The organism is Bacillus sp. N6 (assembly GCF_052805735.1).
Genome location: NZ_CM127843.1, coordinates 5,259,770 through 5,280,655, shown reverse-complemented (window position 1 = coordinate 5,280,655; position 20,886 = coordinate 5,259,770). Strand labels below are relative to the sequence as shown.

18 protein-coding genes and 1 riboswitch are annotated in these 20,886 nt (G+C 35.3%); of the genes, 15 read left to right on the top strand and 3 right to left on the bottom strand.

What is annotated here, in order from left to right:
- The first annotated feature begins 415 nt into the window (after positions 1 to 415).
- The 8 genes from ACUXVC_RS27230 to ACUXVC_RS27195 all read left to right on the top strand — a co-directional run bounded on the left by ACUXVC_RS27230 (position 416) and on the right by ACUXVC_RS27195 (position 9,803).
- Positions 416 to 1,888: an O-antigen ligase family protein gene (locus tag ACUXVC_RS27230; protein ID WP_053563281.1), complete on the top strand. Its 1,473-nt coding sequence runs from the start codon at positions 416 to 418 to the stop codon at positions 1,886 to 1,888.
- A 95-nt stretch (positions 1,889 to 1,983) separates the two neighbouring features.
- The gene (locus ACUXVC_RS27225; protein WP_053563282.1) at positions 1,984 to 3,093 is read left to right on the top strand and encodes a glycosyltransferase family 4 protein; all 1,110 of its coding nucleotides are present in this window, start codon (positions 1,984 to 1,986) and stop codon (positions 3,091 to 3,093) included.
- 21 nt (positions 3,094 to 3,114) lie between these two features.
- Complete coding sequence (locus tag ACUXVC_RS27220; RefSeq protein WP_000290751.1) at positions 3,115 to 3,855, top strand: WecB/TagA/CpsF family glycosyltransferase; 741 nt, start codon at positions 3,115 to 3,117, stop codon at positions 3,853 to 3,855.
- A 215-nt stretch (positions 3,856 to 4,070) separates the two neighbouring features.
- Positions 4,071 to 5,270 carry an MFS transporter gene (locus ACUXVC_RS27215; RefSeq protein WP_063549207.1) on the top strand — a complete coding sequence of 400 codons (1,200 nt, stop codon included), beginning with the start codon at positions 4,071 to 4,073 and terminating at the stop codon, positions 5,268 to 5,270.
- 218 nt (positions 5,271 to 5,488) lie between these two features.
- Positions 5,489 to 6,205 (top strand): LytR/AlgR family response regulator transcription factor, encoded by a 717-nt coding sequence (locus ACUXVC_RS27210; RefSeq protein ID WP_000698259.1) that lies wholly within the window; start codon positions 5,489 to 5,491, stop codon positions 6,203 to 6,205.
- Positions 6,206 to 6,327: 122 nt separating this feature from the next.
- A complete protein-coding gene (cstA, locus tag ACUXVC_RS27205) occupies positions 6,328 to 8,403 on the top strand; it encodes a carbon starvation protein CstA (protein WP_095689940.1) in 2,076 nt (691 codons plus the stop codon).
- Positions 8,396 to 8,599, top strand: a complete 204-nt coding sequence (locus ACUXVC_RS27200) for a YbdD/YjiX family protein (RefSeq protein WP_023523602.1) — start codon at positions 8,396 to 8,398, stop codon at positions 8,597 to 8,599. Before cstA ends, ACUXVC_RS27200 begins: the two co-directional genes overlap by 8 nt.
- Before the next feature lie 148 nt (positions 8,600 to 8,747).
- Positions 8,748 to 9,803 (top strand): GGDEF domain-containing protein, encoded by a 1,056-nt coding sequence (locus ACUXVC_RS27195; protein ID WP_000942875.1) that lies wholly within the window; start codon positions 8,748 to 8,750, stop codon positions 9,801 to 9,803.
- A gap of 85 nt (positions 9,804 to 9,888) precedes the next feature.
- On the opposite strand, the gene pdxK is transcribed toward ACUXVC_RS27195, so the two are convergent.
- Positions 9,889 to 10,713 (bottom strand): pyridoxine/pyridoxal/pyridoxamine kinase, encoded by an 825-nt coding sequence (pdxK, locus tag ACUXVC_RS27190; protein WP_000174259.1) that lies wholly within the window; start codon positions 10,711 to 10,713, stop codon positions 9,889 to 9,891.
- Between the two features lie 134 nt (positions 10,714 to 10,847).
- Between pdxK and ACUXVC_RS27185 the strand changes: the two genes are divergently transcribed.
- From ACUXVC_RS27185 to ACUXVC_RS27175, 3 genes are all read left to right on the top strand, one after another.
- Positions 10,848 to 12,419, top strand: a complete 1,572-nt coding sequence (locus ACUXVC_RS27185) for a GAF domain-containing sensor histidine kinase (RefSeq protein WP_000488131.1) — start codon at positions 10,848 to 10,850, stop codon at positions 12,417 to 12,419.
- Between the two features lie 20 nt (positions 12,420 to 12,439).
- Complete coding sequence (locus ACUXVC_RS27180) at positions 12,440 to 13,087, top strand: response regulator (RefSeq protein WP_144465584.1); 648 nt, start codon at positions 12,440 to 12,442, stop codon at positions 13,085 to 13,087.
- 191 nt (positions 13,088 to 13,278) lie between these two features.
- A complete protein-coding gene (locus tag ACUXVC_RS27175) occupies positions 13,279 to 13,905 on the top strand; it encodes an FMN-dependent NADH-azoreductase (protein WP_000246722.1) in 627 nt (208 codons plus the stop codon).
- 62 nt (positions 13,906 to 13,967) lie between these two features.
- Here the strand turns inward: ACUXVC_RS27175 and ACUXVC_RS27170 are convergent, their stop codons facing one another.
- On the bottom strand, positions 13,968 to 14,639 hold the full coding sequence (locus ACUXVC_RS27170) for a transcriptional regulator YeiL (protein ID WP_095689942.1): 672 nt from the start codon (positions 14,637 to 14,639) through the stop codon (positions 13,968 to 13,970).
- A 107-nt stretch (positions 14,640 to 14,746) separates the two neighbouring features.
- Between ACUXVC_RS27170 and ACUXVC_RS27165 the strand changes: the two genes are divergently transcribed.
- Positions 14,747 to 15,442 (top strand): YjjG family noncanonical pyrimidine nucleotidase, encoded by a 696-nt coding sequence (locus ACUXVC_RS27165; protein ID WP_144465585.1) that lies wholly within the window; start codon positions 14,747 to 14,749, stop codon positions 15,440 to 15,442.
- 45 nt (positions 15,443 to 15,487) lie between these two features.
- Here ACUXVC_RS27165 and ACUXVC_RS27160 read toward each other — a convergent pair whose 3' ends face one another.
- A complete protein-coding gene (locus ACUXVC_RS27160) occupies positions 15,488 to 16,717 on the bottom strand; it encodes a chloride channel protein (RefSeq protein WP_144465586.1) in 1,230 nt (409 codons plus the stop codon).
- A 320-nt stretch (positions 16,718 to 17,037) separates the two neighbouring features.
- Positions 17,038 to 17,142, top strand: a riboswitch (SAM riboswitch).
- Between the two features lie 92 nt (positions 17,143 to 17,234).
- Between ACUXVC_RS27160 and ACUXVC_RS27155 the strand changes: the two genes are divergently transcribed.
- The 3 genes from ACUXVC_RS27155 (at position 17,235) to ACUXVC_RS27145 (ending at position 20,859) form a co-directional block, all read left to right on the top strand.
- A complete protein-coding gene (locus ACUXVC_RS27155) occupies positions 17,235 to 18,533 on the top strand; it encodes a bifunctional O-acetylhomoserine aminocarboxypropyltransferase/cysteine synthase (protein WP_000504786.1) in 1,299 nt (432 codons plus the stop codon).
- Positions 18,517 to 19,422, top strand: a complete 906-nt coding sequence (metA, locus tag ACUXVC_RS27150) for a homoserine O-acetyltransferase MetA (protein ID WP_144465587.1) — start codon at positions 18,517 to 18,519, stop codon at positions 19,420 to 19,422. The genes ACUXVC_RS27155 and metA overlap by 17 nt, the downstream gene beginning before the upstream one ends.
- Positions 19,423 to 19,563: 141 nt before the next feature.
- Positions 19,564 to 20,859 (top strand): homoserine dehydrogenase, encoded by a 1,296-nt coding sequence (locus tag ACUXVC_RS27145; RefSeq protein ID WP_000659109.1) that lies wholly within the window; start codon positions 19,564 to 19,566, stop codon positions 20,857 to 20,859.
- The last annotated feature ends 27 nt before the right edge of the window (positions 20,860 to 20,886 follow it).

Sequence of the window (20,886 nt, the reverse complement as noted above, 5' to 3'; positions counted from 1 at the left end):
AAAGTATTGGAAATAACAATTACTTTTCGTTACATGTATAAAAACGGATAAAATACATAAAGAAAGCGTTTGAAAATGCTTAGGAGAAAACGAAGCAAGGTTAATCTTTAGTTGTAGGATAGCCGAGTGGGTGTTTGTGTGTAATTATTAAATTTTATATACTTATAAATAAATTAACAAATGTTACTATAATGCTGATAATAAGTGGAAGAGTGTTAGATAGTTTTTATAGAGATAGGGAAGAATAGCTAAAGGATAATGTTTTCTAGCACTACTTAAGCTGGATTTGGTTAGTTTCGGCATAAAAATAAGTTCTCAATTTAAATATGAGTTATGTTATAATTGCTAGGTGTGTTTTAACGATAATAAATTATGATTAAAAGATAATGTTAAGATTTTGTATGGAGGTCTTGGAATGTTAGCAAATCAAGCTAGGGTTAGATTTGAGCATTTTTTGCTCTTTTTTATTATTTTACAGCCTGTTTTAGATTTATTAACGTCTCTTAGCATCACTTTATTAAAGTCAAATGCTACCGTTGGAATTTTAGTAAGATTCCTTATTATGGCTGTTGGTGGTATTTACATTTTAATTCAGGCAAAAGAGAAGGAAAATAGAAAGTTTTTAATTTATCTTATATTATTAGCCGGCGTTTTAGGGATAGGATTTATTAATAACAAACTAGTTAAGGATCCTATTGTACTTGGTGAAGAAGTTAAATTCGTTGCGAAAGCATTATATATATATATTATGCTGGGATCATACATTTTAGCTTTAAAATCATTGAAAACGAAAGTTAATATTAGTGATAAGGTTCGAAATAGTATTGTATATTCTACATTAATCATTAACGCAATTATGGTTATTTCTATTTCAACATCTACTGACTTTGGTAGTTATGAATGGATGAAGGTTGGTTCTCGAGGTTGGTTCTATGCAGGGAATGAACTAGGTTCAATCTTAGCTATTATTTTCCCTATTGTGGTACTATATTCTATTCAAAAAACAAAGAGCTGGAAACATATTTTATATTGGATTCCATCACTTTTAATGATTTACTCATTAATTCAAGTTGGTACAAAAGTAGGAATGGGCTCAATTGGTGCTACGTTGGCAGCAGCAATCGGGATCATTGTACTACAATTATTATTTAATAGAAAAAATCCGAACAAAAAATCTCTTGCACTTAACGCAGTAATTGCTATTGTCCTATTAGCTGGTGTAGTTGGGACGTTTAAACAAACACCATTAGCACAAAATATGGGCATTCATAATAATTATTTATCAGAGCAAAATGTGGCTCAGCAAGGCCAAAAAGAACAAGAAATTAAAGATAAGTTGAAAAAAGAACAAGAACTTAAAGCAAAAGAAGAAAATCATCATAAAGTTGAAAAGCCAGAAGAAAAGGCGAAGATAGAAGAGGAAGTTAAGAAAGAACTTGAGAAAGAGCAAAAGAAAGAAAATCAAGAAAACCTTATTTTCAGTGGACGTCAAGTATATGAAGAAAGACATAAGCAGTTCTTTAAAGAAGCGCCAATGTCACAAAAGTTATTAGGAATGGGTTATGCAGGTAACTTTAAATACAATGAACAAAAGCAGCCAGATCCAAAACTAATTGAAATGGACTTCCATGATTGGTTTTACGATTTCGGGATTATTGGCTTTGTATTACTAATGATTCCATTTATTTATTACGGGCTAAGAATTCTACTAGCATTTGCTACGAGATTTAAGGACATATTTAATATAAAATATGGAATGATTTCAGCAAGCTTATTGTTAGCGTTAGGTATTGCTTATATTGCAGGACATATTTTAACAGCACCAGGAGTTGGAATTTACTTTGTAGTGGTGTTAGCTTATCTAATAGTAGACCTAGAAATTGAATGATAAAAATAAAAGCTAACTTTTGTTAGCTTTTATTTTTTAGTACAGTAAAATAAAAATAGATGGAAACGTAGCGAGGATTTAAAGGAGGAAAAAATATGAGAATATTGCATATGAATGCAGGAGCAGAAGATGGGGGAGGGAAAACACATATTATTTCACTTCTCGATCAGTTTCCAACTGGTGAAGTAGAATTAGCAGTATTTGAAGATGGAATTGTTGCGAAGGAAGCAAGGGAGTTAGGGATAAAAGTCCATGTGTTTTCACAAAAATCGCGCTATGATTTATCCATTTTAAAGAATATAAGTGAATTTATTAATAAAGAAAAATTTGATGTAGTTCATACACATGGTCCTAGGGCTAATTTCTATGTTTCTTTAATGAAAAAGAGAATAAAGGCAAAATGGGTAACGACTATTCATAGTGATCCATTTCAAGACTTTACTAAACAGGGCTTAAAAGGTTGGATTTTTACGAAATTAAATTTGAAAGCCTTAAAAAATATAGATTTATTTTTCGTTGTAACAAATAGATTGAAAAAAAGCTTGGCAGCATTAGGCATTTCAAATGACAAGATGCATGTTATTTATAATGGAATTGAATACGATCAGGAAAAAGCAGAAGGCTATAATAAAAAAGAAATGTTCAATATTGATGAAGATGTATTTACGGCAATCCAAGTAGCACGATTACATCCCGTCAAAGGACATGAAGTTTTATTCGATGCGTTACAACAAACAAAATTAGAGAAAATTAAAGTATTATTAGTTGGCGATGGCCCATTAGAAGAAAATCTAAAGTCATTAGCTACTGAAAAAGGGATTAACGATAAAGTAGAGTTTTTAGGACATCGTCAAGATGTAAAACAATTATTTGCGTCGTCACATGTAAATTTATTAACTTCCCATAGTGAAGGGTTCCCGCTAGTTTTATTAGAAGCGGCAAATCAACGTGTACCATCAATTGTGACTAGGGCTGGAGAAATTGAGCCATTAATCGTAGATGAAACTTACGGATGGATTGTGCCAACAGGTGATGGAAAGGCATTAGCATTAGCTTTAGAAGAAGCGTATGATAAGTGGAAAACGGGAGAATTAGCAGCAATGGGTAAACATATTTATGAGCATGCTACTATGAACTTCTCACTTCAAAAACTATATGAAGATACAAAAGAAACATATAAGCAATTAATAGCGAAAAACTTGTAATGATAGAGAGGATAGTTAACTATGGCAGTACAAACAGTTGATATTCTAGGCGTTCCTTTTTCTACAATGACAATGGATGAAACGGTCCAATATTTAAAAGAACAACTAGAAGCGGAACGAACTCATACGTTTCAGGTAGTAACAGCAAATCCTGAAATTGTTATGTGCGCAAAAAAGGATGAAAAGTTCTATCAAACATTATTGAATACAGATTTAATTACACCTGATGGTATTGGGGTTGTAAAGGCAAGTGGTATGCTTGGTACACCTTTAAAAGAGCGTGTAGCAGGTTTTGATTTAATGTGTAATTTACTTGCGAAGTTATCAGAAGATAGTAAACCAGTATCTGTTTTCTTATTAGGTGCAAAGCCGCATGTTGTACAAGCTGCAGCAGATCATTTAACAAAGACATATTCAGCTGTATCCATCGCCGGTACACAAGATGGTTATTTTAAACAAGAAGACGAAGAGAATATTATTTCTCGCATTCAAGAAGCAAAACCAGATTTATTACTTGTTGCACTCGGTTTCCCGAGACAAGAGAACTTTATCCAAAACAATAAGCATCGTTTAGAAACGAAAATGGCTGTTGGAGTGGGTGGAAGTTTAGACGTATGGGCTGGAGAAGTAAAACGTGCACCAAAATGGATTCAAGCGATTCATTTAGAGTGGTTTTATAGATTATGCAGTAATCCAACACGCTGGCGTCGTCAGTTAGTATTAGCGGAATTTTTAAAAGAAGTAATGCGTTCGAAAAAGTAGCGAAATATCGCTGCTTTTTTTATTTGTTCATTTTTAATAAATTGAAACTTTAATCAGTGAGGCATCCCTACTGATTATTAGCCCTCACCAATCGGGATAGACGTTTTACTTTTTGGGAATGATGAAGGAGAAATTTTTTACACAAAAGTATTTTACTTATACAATTCACACATGTAAAATGATGTGTAAAGACACCTGTGTGAGGAGGACTTCTAGTGGGCAAGGTAAAAGAAATTTCGAAGCGTAAACTACTTGGTATAGCTGGGCTTGGATGGCTATTTGATGCAATGGATGTTGGAATGCTTTCATTTGTAATGGTAGCCTTGCAAAAGGATTGGGGATTAACGAGCCAGGAAATGGGCTGGATAGGTAGTATTAACTCAATCGGTATGGCAGTAGGAGCGCTTATTTTTGGGATACTATCAGATAAAATAGGGCGAAAATCAGTCTTTATTATTACATTATTATTATTTTCTATCGGTAGTGGTTTAACTGCGTTAACGACGACACTCGCGATGTTTCTCGTTTTACGCTTTGTAATTGGTATGGGGCTTGGCGGAGAGCTTCCGGTTGCCTCTACACTAGTATCAGAGAGTGTTGAAGCACATGAGCGTGGGAAAATTGTTGTGTTATTAGAAAGTTTTTGGGCAGGTGGATGGTTAATTGCAGCTCTTATCTCGTATTTTGTTATTCCGAAATATGGTTGGGAAATTGCGATGGTATTGAGTGCAGTTCCAGCACTATATGCTTTATATTTAAGATGGAATTTACCGGATTCCCCAAGGTTCCAAAAAGTTGAAAAAAGACCATCTGTTATTGAAAATATAAAATCAGTTTGGTCTGGGGAATATCGTAAAGCAACAATTATGCTATGGATTCTATGGTTTTGTGTTGTCTTTTCCTATTATGGAATGTTCCTTTGGTTACCGAGTGTAATGGTGCTAAAAGGGTTTAGTTTAATAAAAAGTTTCCAATACGTACTTATTATGACGTTAGCTCAACTTCCAGGGTATTTCACCGCTGCTTGGTTTATTGAACGTCTCGGTCGTAAATTTGTTTTGGTTACGTATTTAATCGGGACAGCTTGCAGTGCCTATTTGTTTGGGGTTGCGGATTCATTAACAGTATTAATCGTGGCAGGTATGTTACTATCCTTCTTTAACTTAGGTGCTTGGGGAGCATTATACGCCTATACACCTGAGCAGTATCCAACCGTTATTCGTGGTACAGGTGCAGGAATGGCAGCAGCGTTTGGGCGTATTGGTGGTATTCTTGGACCACTATTAGTGGGGTATTTAGTTGCCTCAGAAGCTTCACTATCATTAATATTTACGATTTTCTGCGGATCAATTTTAATTGGTGTATTCGCTGTAGTAATACTTGGACAAGAAACGAAGCAACGAGAATTAGTATAAAGTGAAATTTTAAATGTATGCCTGATCGTTTATTACCCTACACTACTTGGTTCTTTCTAGGCAGTTAATGTAGGATAAAGGGGGAGAGGAAACCGAAGGGGTTTCCTTTTTTCTGTTTTTTTAGATAAATAATGGTATAGTAAGAAAAAGGGATTATTTCTTATAAAAGCGAATGTATACAGCAGGACATATGGACAAAGAATTAGGTGGTTGAAGAAATGAAAATTTTACTGATCATGGAAGAGGCAGAAGAGAGAAGAGAGTTAGCTGAAAATTTCACTGAAAATATGAGAAATGTAGAATGTTTTGAAGCAAAGACAGGAACAGAATCTTTATTTATGATGAAAAAACATATACCAGACTTTGTTTTTTTAAGTTCCAAATTACTAGATGGTACTGGTTTTGAATATGCAAGTTTATTACGAGAAATAAATTGCTATACAAAATTTATTTTTGTAGGTGAAAACATAGAGGAATCTATTACAGCTTTTCGTTTCCAAGCATTTTATTATTTATTACGACCATTTCGTGAAGAAGATTTACAATTTCTTTTATATAAAATAGGTAAAGAACAAGGTGAGAAAGCAAAGAGTTATTTGCGGAAACTACCGATAGAAAGTCAAGAAGGTATACGATATATGCTTCCAGAAGATATCGTATATGTAAGTAAAAATAAAGAAAATAAAACTGTTTCAATTTACACAACGAATAATCAGTATATTTCAACATATACACTTCAGGAATTAGAAAATAAGCTAAATGCATATGATTTTTTACGTGTGCATAAAAGCTATTTAATTAATATGTCATATGTAAAAGAACTGAAACCTTATTATAATGGCACGTATAATTTGTATTTAGATAGGTATGATGAGCAACCGATTCCAGTCAGTCGTAATTATGTAAAACGCCTTCGAAATAACATTGAATTATAGTAGGTAATGAGAGTATTTTAACATGATAAACTGAAAATCCTTCATGATAAGGAGGATTCAAGTTAAATATTCAGAAAATTTAGTACAATCTCCACTAAGAAATAGTATTGGGGGAATTGTATGTGAAGACATTGAAATCGATCTTACTTTGGGGCGTTATTACAGCAGTAGGAGCAGGTGCTTTTGGGGTAATAGCTTTATCACAAGGTGAAACCATTAATGCTGTATGGCTCTTAGTAGCTGCCGTATGTGTATATGCAGTTGCTTATCGTTTTTATAGTAGATTTATAGCGAGAAAGGTTTTTAATTTAGATGATAATCGGCAAACACCAGCCCATACATTAAACGATGGGAAAGACTATGTTCCGACAAATAAGTGGGTATTATTTGGACATCACTTTGCAGCGATTGCTGGGGCGGGACCTTTAGTAGGACCGATTTTAGCAGCACAAATGGGATATTTACCAGGGACCATTTGGATTATTGTTGGGGTAGTTGTTGCGGGGGCTGTCCAAGATTTTGTCATTTTATTTGCTTCGATGAGACGTAATGGTAAATCGTTAGGAGAAATGATTAAGGATGAGATTGGACCTGTTACAGGACTAATTGCAATGATAGGTATTTTAGGAATTATGATTATTTTATTAGCAGTATTAGCGTTAGTCGTAGTAAAGGCACTGATCGGAAGTCCTTGGGGAATGTTTACGATAGCAGCAACGATTCCTATCGCTATTTTAATGGGAATTTATATGCGCTATATTAGGCCTGGTCGTGTTGGAGAAGGGTCAGTAATTGGTATTATCCTACTTATTTTATCTCTTGTTGGAGGACAGTATGTAGCAGAAAATCCAACACTTGCAAGTATGTTCACATTTAGTGGTGAAACAATTGCTATTATGCTTATTGTATATGGATTTATTGCATCTGCATTACCAGTTTGGATGCTATTAGCACCACGTGATTATTTAAGTACATTTTTAAAAGTTGGAACAATCGTTGGATTGGCGATTGGTATTTTAATTGTAGCACCCAATTTACAAATGCCAGCAGTTTCGCAATTTATTGATGGAACTGGTCCTGTTTTCTCCGGTAATTTATTCCCGTTCTTATTTATTACGATTGCCTGTGGTGCGGTCTCTGGATTCCATGCTCTCGTTTCATCTGGTACAACTCCAAAAATGATTGAGCAAGAGGGACACGCACAGCCAATCGGTTACGGAGCAATGTTAATGGAGTCGTTTGTAGCGGCGATGGCAATGATTGCAGCTTGTGTATTAACGCCAGGAACTTATTTTGCGATTAATAGTCCTGCGGCACTTATTGGTACGGATGTATCACAGGCAGCTCAAGTTATTTCTTCATGGGGATTTGCTATTACACCAAATGAACTAAAAGAACTTGCTGTAAATGTTGGAGAGCAAACAATTTTATCACGTACAGGTGGCGCACCGACGTTAGCAATAGGTATGGCATATATTTTCTCACAAGTAATAGGTGGGACGGCGATGATGGCATTCTGGTATCATTTTGCCATTCTTTTTGAAGCCTTATTTATTTTAACAACGATTGACGCAGGAACGCGTGTAGGACGATTTATGATTCAAGATATTTTAGGGCATGTATATAAGCCTTTTGCGAAAACAGATTCTACATTAGCGAATGTAATAGCTACAACGCTATGTGTATTAGGGTGGGGATATTTCCTATACCAAGGGGTAATAGATCCGCTCGGTGGAATTAATACATTATGGCCGCTTTTCGGTATTGCAAATCAAATGTTAGCGGGTATCGCATTATTACTTGGAACGACAATTTTGTTCAAAATGGGGAAAAAGGCGTACGTTTGGGTAACACTTATTCCAACTGTGGGATTGCTTATTGTAACAATGACAGCTGGTTATCAAAAGCTATTTCATGAAAATCCTAAAATCGGATTTCTATCTCACGCAAAGGTGTTTCAGGGAGCGCTAGATGAAGGGAAAGTGTTAGCACCAGCTAAAAATGTTGCTCAAATGAAGCAAATTATTTTTAATGATTATATCGATGCAGCGCTTTGTGGGATTTTTATGATAGTTGTAATCGCTGTGTTAATTTCAGCACTTCGAATTTGGATACAAGTATTGAGAAATAAGCCAATGCCGTTAAAAGAGGCACCATATATTCCTAGAGATGAAAGTGAGTCGAGGAACTATGCTTAAAAAGCTGTGGCAAGTATGGGGGAAAAGGAAGCGCTTTATTAGTTTGCTCGTTGGGGTACCAAGTTATGAAGTATACGTAGAGCATATGAAAAAGCATCATCCTGAAGAAGAGGTTGTATGTCAAAAGCAATTTTTTGCTGAGGCACAAGAAGCAAGATTTAATGCAAAGGGTGGAAAAATATCACGCTGTTGTTAATGAAAAAGGGCGAGTTTTCGCCCTTTTTATTTTTTTGCTGTTTCACGTGGAACAGCAAAAAAATAAACAAAAAACTTTGGGAATTATAGGGATTTCGTATACAATAAAGTGAGGAAGGGGATAGATGGAAAAGTAGGGAGATTATTTTATGTTAAGGGACTTATTTGTAAATACAACAATTATTATTTCCTTTATTTTTGTTGGAGGTCAGCTTTTAAGGGATAAACCGTTAAAAGAAGAATTCTCTTTTTTGCAGAAGTGTGTAATCGGTATTTTTACTGGAATATTAGGTGTACTGTTAATGCATTTTGGTGTACACATTGAAGATATTATGTTGGATTTACGTTATTTAGCCGTTATTTTGGCAATTATAGTTGGAGGTCCGGTAGCTAGTAGTATAACAGTTACTATAATTTTAATTACTCGGCTAATTTTTACTGAGTACTCTTTAGCTTCCGAATTGGCTTGCTATACAATTTTACTAAGTGGAATTGGTGTTATCTTTATTGCAAGAATACAAACTTCGATTACGTTAAAGTTAGTATGGTTACACGTATACTGCCTTTCTATTTTGATAGTACCGATGTATATATTATTTAATGATATATCTGTAGTTGTACTATATTTAATTTCAAGTATTACTACAGGTTACATAACATTCGTAAGTACAAACTATGTTTTACAATCCAATGAGTTATTTCAAAAGATGAAACAATACGCAACGATAGATGCATTGACAGGTCTAGGAAACGTAAGACAGTTTGATTTAGAGATGAATCATCATATTAGTAATAAGAACATGAAAAATGATTCGCTTTGTTTACTCCTTATAGATATTGATCACTTTAAGTATGTAAATGATACGTACGGGCATCCTGCAGGGGACGAAGTGTTAAAACAAGTAGGATGTATTTTACGAGAAACTTCACAATTTCCAGATTTGGCTTTTCGAAAGGGGGGAGAGGAGTTTGCGCTTTTGATACCGAATAAGGGATTAGCTTACGGAATTTGTATGGGCGAGCAAATTCGTACAGCTGTTGAAAGTCACCCATTTCAATTGTTAGATGGAACAAAAATAAAAATTACGGTTTCGGTAGGGGTTTCAGAGTATGAAGGGTCATCAGAGCAATTTATTCAAGCGGCGGATGATGCGTTATACTACTCGAAACGAAATGGTAGAAATAAGGTCAGCTCTGCATCTTAAAGATAAGATGACCAGAAGACATAAAGCTTATAAAAAACACTCACAGAGTCAATGTATGAACCTTGTGAGTGTTTTTATTTATATATTAGACAAGTTCTTTTGATACAACGAATTTACGATATGCACCATGGTGAGTTGGACCTACGTATTCGTTAATTTTGAATGAGTAACGAATAGCAGCTGTGATGAATTCTTTAGCAGTTTTTACTGCTTCTTTCACAGGTTTTCCTTTTGCAAGTTCTGCTGTAATTGCAGCAGAATATGTACAACCTGCACCGTGTGTATTGGTTGTATCGATTTTTTCTGATTCTAGAAGTTCGAATGTTTCTCCATCATATAGGACGTCGATTGCAGTTTCCGTACCAAGTTTGCTTCCGCCTTTAATTAGTACGTATTTGGCACCTAAAGCGTGGATTTTCTTCGCTGCTTCTTTCATGTCCTCAAGAGAATTAATTTTCACACCGCTTAATTGGTAAGCTTCAAATAAGTTTGGCGTTACAACTAATGCCTTTGGCACAAGAACGTCACGTAAGCAATCGTTCGTTTCAGGATGTAATGCTTCATCTGCACCTTTACATACCATAACAGGGTCAACTACTACATTTTTGAAATTGTGCTTTTCGATTGTTTCTGCAACCATTTCAATAATTTCTACTGATCCAAGCATACCTGTTTTTAAAGCATCTACGCCAACACCTTCAATTGTTGTTTCTAATTGTGGTTTTAATGTAGAAGCTGGGATTGGAAATACGTTATGTGCCCAACCGTTATGTGGATCCATCGTTACGATTGTTGTAAGAGATGTCATTCCGTATACGCCAAGTTCTTGGAATGTTTTTAAATCTGCTTGTATACCAGCACCGCCACTTGTGTCAGAACCAGCGATAGTAAGTGCTTTATTTAATGTCATTATGAAAGCCCCCTCAAGTGATATAATGAAAACTATGTTTTCACCATTATATCAATGTTACGAATAAGTACAAAGTGAAAAGTAGATGATTTATTTTAAGAGCTATTTAAAATCTTGTATGCAGGAGACTGAGTATGTTTCGAGATAATCGTACAAATGAATTAGTTATATTAAAGGAAATTGCAGAAACATTAAATACATCAAATGATACGTATCATGTATTGCAAGCTGTCCTAGAGAAATTACTAAGTGTGACAGGCTTAACGACAGGATGGATTTTTCTTGCAGATGAAAATGGGAAGTATACGAAGTTGATTGATTACCAATTACCAGAGGCACTTACATATGAAAATAAACGCCCGATGTGCGAAGGTGAGTGTTGGTGTTTACGAGGTTTTGTAGATGGGAAATTAGAGAGAGCCGTTAATATTATTGAATGTAAAAGAATTAATAATGCAATTGAATATAATTGGGGAGATACGGAGGGCATTCTTCATCATGCTACGGTTCCTTTAAAAGCTGGAGGAGAAAAATTTGGGTTGTTAAATGTTGCAAGTCCGGGTAAAACACATTTTTCGGAAGAAGAATTAGTATTACTCCAATCGGTTGCTTTCCAAATTGGTACGGCTTTAAAGCGAACAAAATTATATGAAAATGAAAAAAGAAGAGCACATTATTATGTGAAATTAGAGCGTTTCATTCAAGATTTAAAAACGATTCATAAGTTTAATGTATTACCTGAAAAGGTGGTAAATCACGTAGGTGAAGTATTTCAATGGAATCAAGTAGCGCTTTTTATTAGGGAGGAAAAAGAATTATCTCTGCGAGCGTCTTACGTTCAGGAAGAGTTACAAGAGGATGTAAAAGAGGCGGCCAACAAGGCGTTAGAGCAAGATGAACCAGTTCTAATAAAACATCAAATAGGGCATAATGTGCATCTAAATCAAACTGTTATTGCTACGCCAATACATATTCAAAACCATATATTTGGTGTTTTATGTGTTAGCTTGAATAATGGAGAGTTTGATGCTAATACAATAGATGTAATTCAAGCGCTATCAAACCATGTTTCGTTAATAATAGAGAATTTGAGGTTAAACGAGCAGCGCCGTGAACTTGTACGAATGGAAGAAAGAAACCGATTAGCAAGAGATTTACATGATTCTGTTTCGCAAAAATTATTTTCATTAACCTTCATGACAAAAGGCGCCGAGGCAGTTTTAAAAGGTAAAAATGAAAAGGTAGATCAATCTTTGCATGAGATGCGTGAACTTGCACAAGGAGCTTTGAAAGAAATGAGGACATTAATTTGGCAGCTTCGTCCAGCAGGATTAGAAAAAGGATTATTGCCAGCTCTAAAGCAGTACGGTGAAAATTTGGGACTGAAAATTAGGGAGCAAGTTACGGGTGTTCGTGATTTACCTCGTGTAGTAGAAGAAGCTTTATGGCGCATTGGCCAAGAAGCACTGAACAATGTAAGTAAGCATGCAGGTGTAAAAGAAGCGACGATTTATTTTACAGTGAATGAGAAAAATGTATCATTAGAAATAGTTGATCAAGGAAAGGGCTTTGTGGAAAAGAATATAAAAGAAAAGAAATCACTAGGTATGACTACGATGCGTGAAAGAGTAGAATTAGTTGGTGGAACAATTAAAATTGTAAGTAGTAATAAACGAACGAGCGTAAAAGTAAATGTACCATTATGATGTGAAAATGAGGGAAGTTTGTGAAAATAAAAGTATTGTTAGTTGATGATCATACAGTCGTTTTAAAAGGATTAGCATTTTTCTTAAGTACACAGGAAGATTTAGAGTTAGTTGGAGAAGCGAATAATGGGAAAGAAGCGTTAGTGAAAGTAGGAGAAATAAATCCTGATGTTATATTAATGGATTTATATATGCCTGAAATGGATGGTGTTGAGGCGACGGCATATATTAAAAAAGAGTATCCAAATGTGAAAGTAATTGTATTAACTAGCTTTTCTGATCAGGCGCATGTGTTACCTGCATTAAGGGCTGGAGCAAGTGGGTATATTTTAAAAGATGTAGAACCGGATCAGCTTGTTGAGGCTATTCGAAGTGCATATAAAGGTAATATTCAATTACATCCGGATATAGCAAATGCTCTTCTCTCTCAAACATTACCTGTAGAAGAAAAGGAAGAAGAACATTCTATTCAAGTGGATGTGCTAACAGCGAGAGAAAATGAGGTGTTGCAACTATTAGCAAAAGGGATGAGCAATAAGGAAATTGCATCTGTTTTAGTTATTACAGAAAAGACGGTTAAGGCGCATGTAAGTAGCATTTTGAGTAAATTAAATTTATCCGATCGTACGCAAGCGGCGTTATATGCAGTGAAAAATGGAATTGTATAAGACAAAAGTCGTAAGACCTAGTTCGCCTTTAGAAGGTGGACTTTTTTTATGGAAAAATACGTCTATGTGAGGACGAAATTGTCTTGATATAAAGATAAAATATGTTTGTAAGCAACAAAACAACAATTACAAGGGATACCTTTTTTGAAAGCATATAACAACATAAGAGTGAGTACTAGGAGGAAGAAATAATGGCAACAGTTTTATTCGTTAAAGCAAACAACCGTCCAGCGGAACAAGCAGTTAGTGTAAAATTATATGAGGCATTTTTAGCAAACTATAAAGAAGCACACCCAAATGATACAGTAGTAGAACTGGATTTATATAAAGAAGAATTACCATATGTAGGTGTAGACATGATCAATGGTACATTCAAGGCAGGTAAAGGATTTGATTTAACAGAAGAAGAGGCAAAAGCAGTAGCAGTTGCTGATAAGTATTTAAATCAATTCCTAGAAGCTGATAAAGTTGTTTTCGGCTTCCCATTATGGAACTTAACGATTCCAGCAGTGCTACACACATATATTGATTATTTAAACCGTGCTGGTAAAACGTTCAAATACACGCCAGAGGGTCCAGTTGGCCTAATCGGTGATAAGAAGATTGCATTATTAAATGCACGAGGCGGCGTATATTCAGAAGGTCCAGCAGCTGAGGTAGAAATGGCTGTTAAATATGTAGCAAGTATGATGGGCTTCTTCGGCGCAACAAACATGGAAACAGTAATTATTGAAGGACATAACCAATTCCCAGATAAAGCGGAAGAAATCATTGCTACAGGTCTTGAAGAAGCAGCTAAAGTAGCAAGTAAATTTTAATTAAAATTATAATCGTCACTCGAAAAAGCAGCATTAACATGTAAACGTTAATGCTGCTTTTTTTATATTTTTAGTTCATCAGCAAGTTTTTTTAATTGAATTCGATCTCGTATGTAATAGGTTCTTCCGTCTTTTTTTAAGTAATTTTGTTGGCAAAACTGATTTAATACATATAAAAGATGACGGTAGCTGACATTTAAATATTCCGAGGCCTCAGTATGCTTTTCTATATAACAATTATTTTGTTCTGTTAATAAAATAAAAGCAGCTAATCGATTTTCAAAAGGATAACTATAGTTTTTTGCGTAATTTTCAGTGCGAGTAATTGTCTTTTCTCCAATAAATTTGCATAAGTGCTGTAAAAACGTTGCATCTTGTAATAAAAGTTGCTGACAATCTTTAAGAGGAAGTGCCAAACAAACACAATCTTCTAGTACTTCAACGGACTTAGTAATATTTTCTACTCCTATTAATCCTAATTCCCCGATAAAAGATGGTGCTTGAATAAAATTAATTAATGAAACCTTCCCGTTTTTATGACTCATATATATTTTTGCTTTCCCAGAAATTAAGTAATAGAGATAAGGGAGAGCATTTCCTTCGCTACATATCATCTCTTTCGTTTGAAAAGAATGCAGCTCTACATATGGCAAGACATGAAATGAAAATAGGGTATGGAATTGATGGATTTGCATGTATTGATAAATTTCTTCCTCATTTTTGCTGATTTTCATATTTTCACCCCTATGTATAGTATGAGATATCTCCTATTATCTTTACAAGAAGGAATGATACGATTTATGTAAATTTGTTTTTGTAGAAAAGAGAGTGTGATGAATTTATGAAAAAATATAAAACATTGCTATTTGATGTAGATGATACATTATTAGATTTCCAAAAGGCTGAAAAAATGGCTTTACGGGTGCTTTTTGAAGAGAAGGGAATCCCTTTAACAGACGAGATAGAGGCTCGTTATAAAAAAATAAATAAAGGTCTTTGGGATGCTTTTGAAAAAGGTGAACTATCACGCAAGGAAGTTATAAATACACGATTCTCTCTGTTGTTTCAAGAGTATGGAGAAGAAGTAGACGGAATATTACTCGAAAATAATTACCGTAACTACTTAGAAGAAGGAAATCAACTCATGCAAGGTGCGTTTGAATTTATAAATCAAATTCAAGGGGAGTATGAGTTGTATATAGTGACAAATGGTGTTTCTAAGACGCAAGATAAACGTTTGCGTAATGCAGGGTTACATTCATTGTTTAAAGATGTTTTTGTTTCGGAAGATACAGGTTTTCAAAAGCCGATGAAAGAGTATTTTGATTATGTTTTTGAACGGATTCCTAACTTTGCACCTGAAGAAGGGCTGATTATTGGTGATTCATTAAGCGCTGATATTAAAGGTGGATATGTAGCGGGAATTGATACTTGTTGGTTTAATCCAGAAAGGAAATTAAATGATAGTGGGATTATACCGACATATGAAGTGCATAATTTTGAGGAGTTAGAAGCGTTATTAAAGCAGCATGTGTAATAAAAAAATAGGCAGTGGAGCTTTCGTCCCCACTGCCTATTTTTATTAATTTTTATTTTCGTTATGTTTTGGGAGTGGAAAGGCATTCCCGATAGCAGCTGCACCAAGCATGGGCAATAGTAAATTAAGCGGGAAAAACATAAGTAATAGTAATGTTATAGCTATTGGCTTTCGTAACGCATAGCTTGAAATTGCTGTCGTTACGATAGCAACGGATGCTACTGGATCTATAGGAAGAATAGATGCTATAGCGTATCCAATACTTGATCCGGAAAATATAATTGGGAATATATGTCCACCCCGCCACCCTGTGTTCAAACAAACGGCAGTAATACACAACTTTAAAATCCCTGAAAGAAGTAGTATCCAAAAAGATAAATGGCTCCATTCAACAACTAACTCTTTTAATTGATGTTCCCCTGAAAATAATGTGTACGGAAGAAAAGTTCCTGCAATTCCTAATAAAATGCCACCGATAATTCCGAGTGTCAGCTTGTATTCCCTAAAAGGGTGAATTAACTTCTCTAATGTGAATTCTAACTTGAAATAAAAGAAACCAACTATAGCACCGATACTAGCAAGTGGAAGAAATGCGATCCATTCATTGAAAGAAAGTGCACCTTCCCCGAAATCAACAATAAAGGATCCACGATTATCGAGTTTACTCAGTAGTAAATAAACAGAAAAACCTGCGAAAGTAGTAGCTAAGTATACAATTGCCTTTTTTCCTTTAGAAAAAGCAGCAATTTGTTCCCCCTCATTTTCATTCGGTGCTAAATAACCGAATAATGGTGCGTTAAAAATGACACTTAAAGTAGCGCCAATTCCAATCTCGGTTAGCTCATTCATACCCTTTAAGGCAAATTTAAAGCGATCCCCTACCCATGTGCACAGTCCGCCTATAATTCCAACTAGTGCGGCTTCTGGACCAAGACTAGCTCCGAAAATTAAAACAATAATCGCTGTTAAAGTAGCCTGATGGACAAAGCGATATTCGATTCGACCAGTTTTTTTATATTCAGTCATCACTTCAGGCATAAGGCGTGGATATATACCGAAATATTTTTGTGATAGACCAACGAGGCCCCCGCCAATTATTGTTACGCAAAGGGTGTAATAAGAGGGATAAGAGAGAACTTCAGGCAAGTATCCCCAAATAAAGTGGATTCCAATATTTATTGTGACTAAAAATAACCAGACTGTAGCTCCTACTATAGATCCTAGAAGAATGCCATATAGAGCAAGTATGTACTGCATATCTTTTTTATTTTTCATGTTATACCTCCGTTATGTAAATCTCAGTAGGGAAAAAGTGAAATATACTAGTGGAAAATGGATTGAATATATATAGTATCTTTTTGAGAGGACCGCCTATTCAACATATAGGCTGAATTTTAGAGAATTTGAATTTATAGGTTAAATTACTTATTTAATTTTATAGACTGATTTGAGTTTTTTAAAGGTCTTTTTTGAAATAGACTAGAATATATTTCTTTTGTTGCTTTATATGAAACTGTTAACATTTATTTTAGAACATTCAGAAAAACTGTTTGACATTAGGAAATTATTGCTATAAAATCAACGGTAATTGCATAGTCTTATCAAGAAAAGGTGGAGGGACAGGCCCGATGAAACCTTGGCAACAGCCGTATAACGGAATTGTGCCAAATCCTGCAGGTAGTAATCCTGAGAGATAAGAAAGAGCCTTTAGAGCGTGTTTTCAAACTGCTCCTTTCTTGTTTTCAGGAAAGGGGCAGTTTTTTATTTTGTATAAAAGAAAGGAGAATGAGAGATGGGAGAATCATGGGGAAAAGGAACGATTTGTGTGCAAGGTGGCTATACGCCAAAGAATGGTGAACCACGTGTTTTACCACTTTATCAAAGCACAACGTATAAATACGATACTTCGGATGATTTAGCAGCTCTATTTAACTTAGAGGCAGAAGGATATATTTATACGCGTATTGGAAACCCTACTCTAGCCGCATTTGAGCAGAAGTTATCAGATTTAGAAGGCGGTGTAGGAGCTGTTGCAACGGCTTCTGGGCAAGCAGCTATTATGCTCGCAGTTTTAAATATTTGTAGTAGTGGGGATCATTTACTTTGCTCTTCAACTGTTTACGGGGGAACGTTTAATTTATTTGGGGTGAGTTTACGTAAGCTTGGCATTGATGTTACGTTCTTTAATCCAAATTTAACGGCAGATGAAATTACGGCACTTGCTAACGATAAGACGAAACTTATCTATGCAGAATCATTAGGAAATCCAGCGATGAATGTTTTAAATTTCAAAGAATTTTCAGCTGCCGCTAAAGAATTAGAGGTACCTTTTATCGTTGATAATACATTAGCAACTCCTTATTTATGCCAAGCGTTTGAATATGGGGCAAATATTATTGTTCATTCTACGACTAAATATATCGATGGGCATGCGAGCTCTTTAGGCGGTATTGTAATTGACGGTGGAAATTTTGATTGGACAAATGGAAAATATCCTGAGCTTGTTGAACCAGATCCAAGTTATCACGGTGTAAGTTACGTTCAAAACTTTGGTGCAGCAGCATATATTGTGAAAGCACGTGTTCAACTATTAAGAGATTATGGAAATTGTATGAGCCCATTCAATGCATATATTAGCAATATTGGCTTAGAGACTTTGCATTTACGAATGGAGCGTCATAGCGAAAATGCTCTGGCAGTTGCTAAGTGGCTTGCTAATCATGAACGTATTGAATGGGTGAATTATCCGGGATTAGATAGTAATGAAAATTACTCGTTAGCACAAAAGTATTTGAAAAAAGGTGCTAGTGGGGTTTTAACATTTGGTATTAAAGGGGGATTAGAAGCAGCAAAAGAATTTATCGCAAATGTAAAACTAGCAACTCTTGTAACGCACGTAGCTGATGCACGAACTTGCGTTATACATCCCGCTAGTACGACGCATAGACAATTAAATGCTGAAGATCAGCGTTTAGCTGGTGTTACATCTGATTTAATTCGTTTATCGGTTGGTATAGAAGATGTTTCTGATATTATTGCAGATTTAGAAGCAGCTCTAGTTGGAGGCAAAACACATGCCGATCATAATTGATAAAGATTTACCGGCTCGCAAAGTGTTGCAAAAAGAAAATATTTTTGTAATGACGAAGGAGCGGGCAGAAACACAAGATATACGCGCTTTGAAAATTGCTATATTAAATTTAATGCCAACGAAGCAAGATACAGAGGCACAATTACTTCGCTTAATTGGAAACACACCGTTGCAATTAGATGTTCATTTACTTCATATGGAATCACATCTGTCTCGTAATGTAGCGCAGGACCATTTAACGAGCTTTTATAAAACGTTTCGTGATATTGAAAATGAAAAATTTGATGGGCTCATTATTACAGGAGCACCAGTTGAAACTCTTTCTTTTGAAGAAGTAGATTATTGGGAAGAGCTTAAACGTATTATGGAGTATTCAAAAACGAATGTAACATCTACGCTCCATATTTGCTGGGGGGCACAGGCTGGTTTGTACTATCATTATGGTGTTCCAAAGTATCCCCTTAAGGAAAAAATGTTCGGTGTATTTGAACATGAGGTTTGCGAGCAACATGTGAAATTGTTACAAGGATTTGATGAATTGTTTTTTGCTCCGCATTCTCGTCATACAGAAGTACGAGAGAATGATATTAGAGAAGTGAAAGAATTAACATTGTTAGCAAGCTCTGAAGAAGCAGGTGTTCACCTTGTTATTGGGCCAGAAGGAAGGCAAGTTTTTGCCCTTGGACATAGCGAATATAGTTGTGAGACGTTAAAACAAGAATACGAACGAGATCGTGACAAGGGATTAAATATTGATGTGCCAAAAAACTATTTTAAACATAATAATCCAGATGAAAAGCCGCTTGTTAGGTGGAGGAGTCATGGTAATTTATTGTTTTCTAATTGGTTGAATTATTACGTGTATCAAGAAACCCCTTATATATTGTAAAGAAAGATTGTGTAACACGTGGCAACGTTTTCCTTGTAAAGATTAACTTATATTTTTCCGAATGTTCAAAATACATTGTTTTTCAGATTTTTTACTCATATAATTTCATCTAAACACAATTTTTGAGGGGTGGACAGTACTATGAAAGAAATTCAAGTTGGGTTATTAGGTCTTGGGACAGTTGGCAGTGGTGTGGTTCGTATTATTACGGATCATCAAGAACGACTCATACACCAAGTAGGTTGTCCAGTTAAGGTAACGAAAGTATTAGTGCAAAACATTGAGAAAGAGAGAGAGGTAGAGGTACCTTCTACTCTATTAACACAAGATGCAAATGAAATTTTAGATAATCCAAATATTGATGTTGTCATCGAAGTGATGGGTGGCATTGATGATGCAAAATCATATATTTTACAAGCTTTAAAAAGCGGAAAGCATGTTGTAACTGCAAATAAAGACTTAATGGCATTACATGGAGCTGAATTATTAGCGACAGCAAAAGATAATAAGGCTGATTTATTCTATGAGGCGAGTGTGGCAGGGGGAATTCCAATTTTACGCAGTATCGTAGAAGGACTTTCTTCAGATCTTATTACGAAAGTAATGGGAATTGTAAATGGAACGACAAATTTTATTTTGACGAAAATGTCAGATGAAGGGAGAGCATATAACGACGTGTTAAAAGAAGCCCAACAACTTGGATTTGCAGAAGCAGATCCAACATCAGACGTAGAAGGTTTAGATGCAGCAAGAAAAATGACGATTTTAGCTACTCTCGGTTTCTCTACAAATGTAGAGCTTGGAGATGTGAAAGTAAAAGGGATTACCTCTATTACAGAGGAAGATATTGAATACAGTAAGAGCTTAGGTTATACAATTAAATTAATCGGTCTTGCAAAACGAGATGGTGAAAAATTGGAGGTTACAGTTGAACCAACTTTACTTCCAAATACACATCCTCTTGCGGCAGTACAAAATGAATATAACGCTGTGTATGTGTACGGTGAAGCAGTTGGAGAAACGATGTTTTATGGACCAGGCGCAGGAAGTTTACCGACAGCGACAGCTGTTGTTTCGGATTTAGTTGCTGTAATGCAAAATATTAGATTAGGGGTAACAGGAAATAGTGCTGTAGTCCCACAATATCAAAAAGTATTAAAAGAGCCAGACGAAATTGTCGTGAAAAAGTTTTTAAGACTTCATGTAAAAGACGAAATTGGTGTATTTGCAAAAATTACTTCATTGTTCTCTGAGCGTGGCGTTAGCTTTGAAAAGATTATTCAAATGCCGCTTGAAGAGAAAGGAAAGGCTGAAATTGTAATTGTAACGCATCGTGCGTCTCTTGCTGATTATGATTATATTCTACATACGTTGCAAGGGTATGAAGAAATCGATTGTTTGAAAGCGAACTATCGAATTGAAGGGGATGCTAAGTAGTATCTCTTACCATAAAACAGAAAGAGC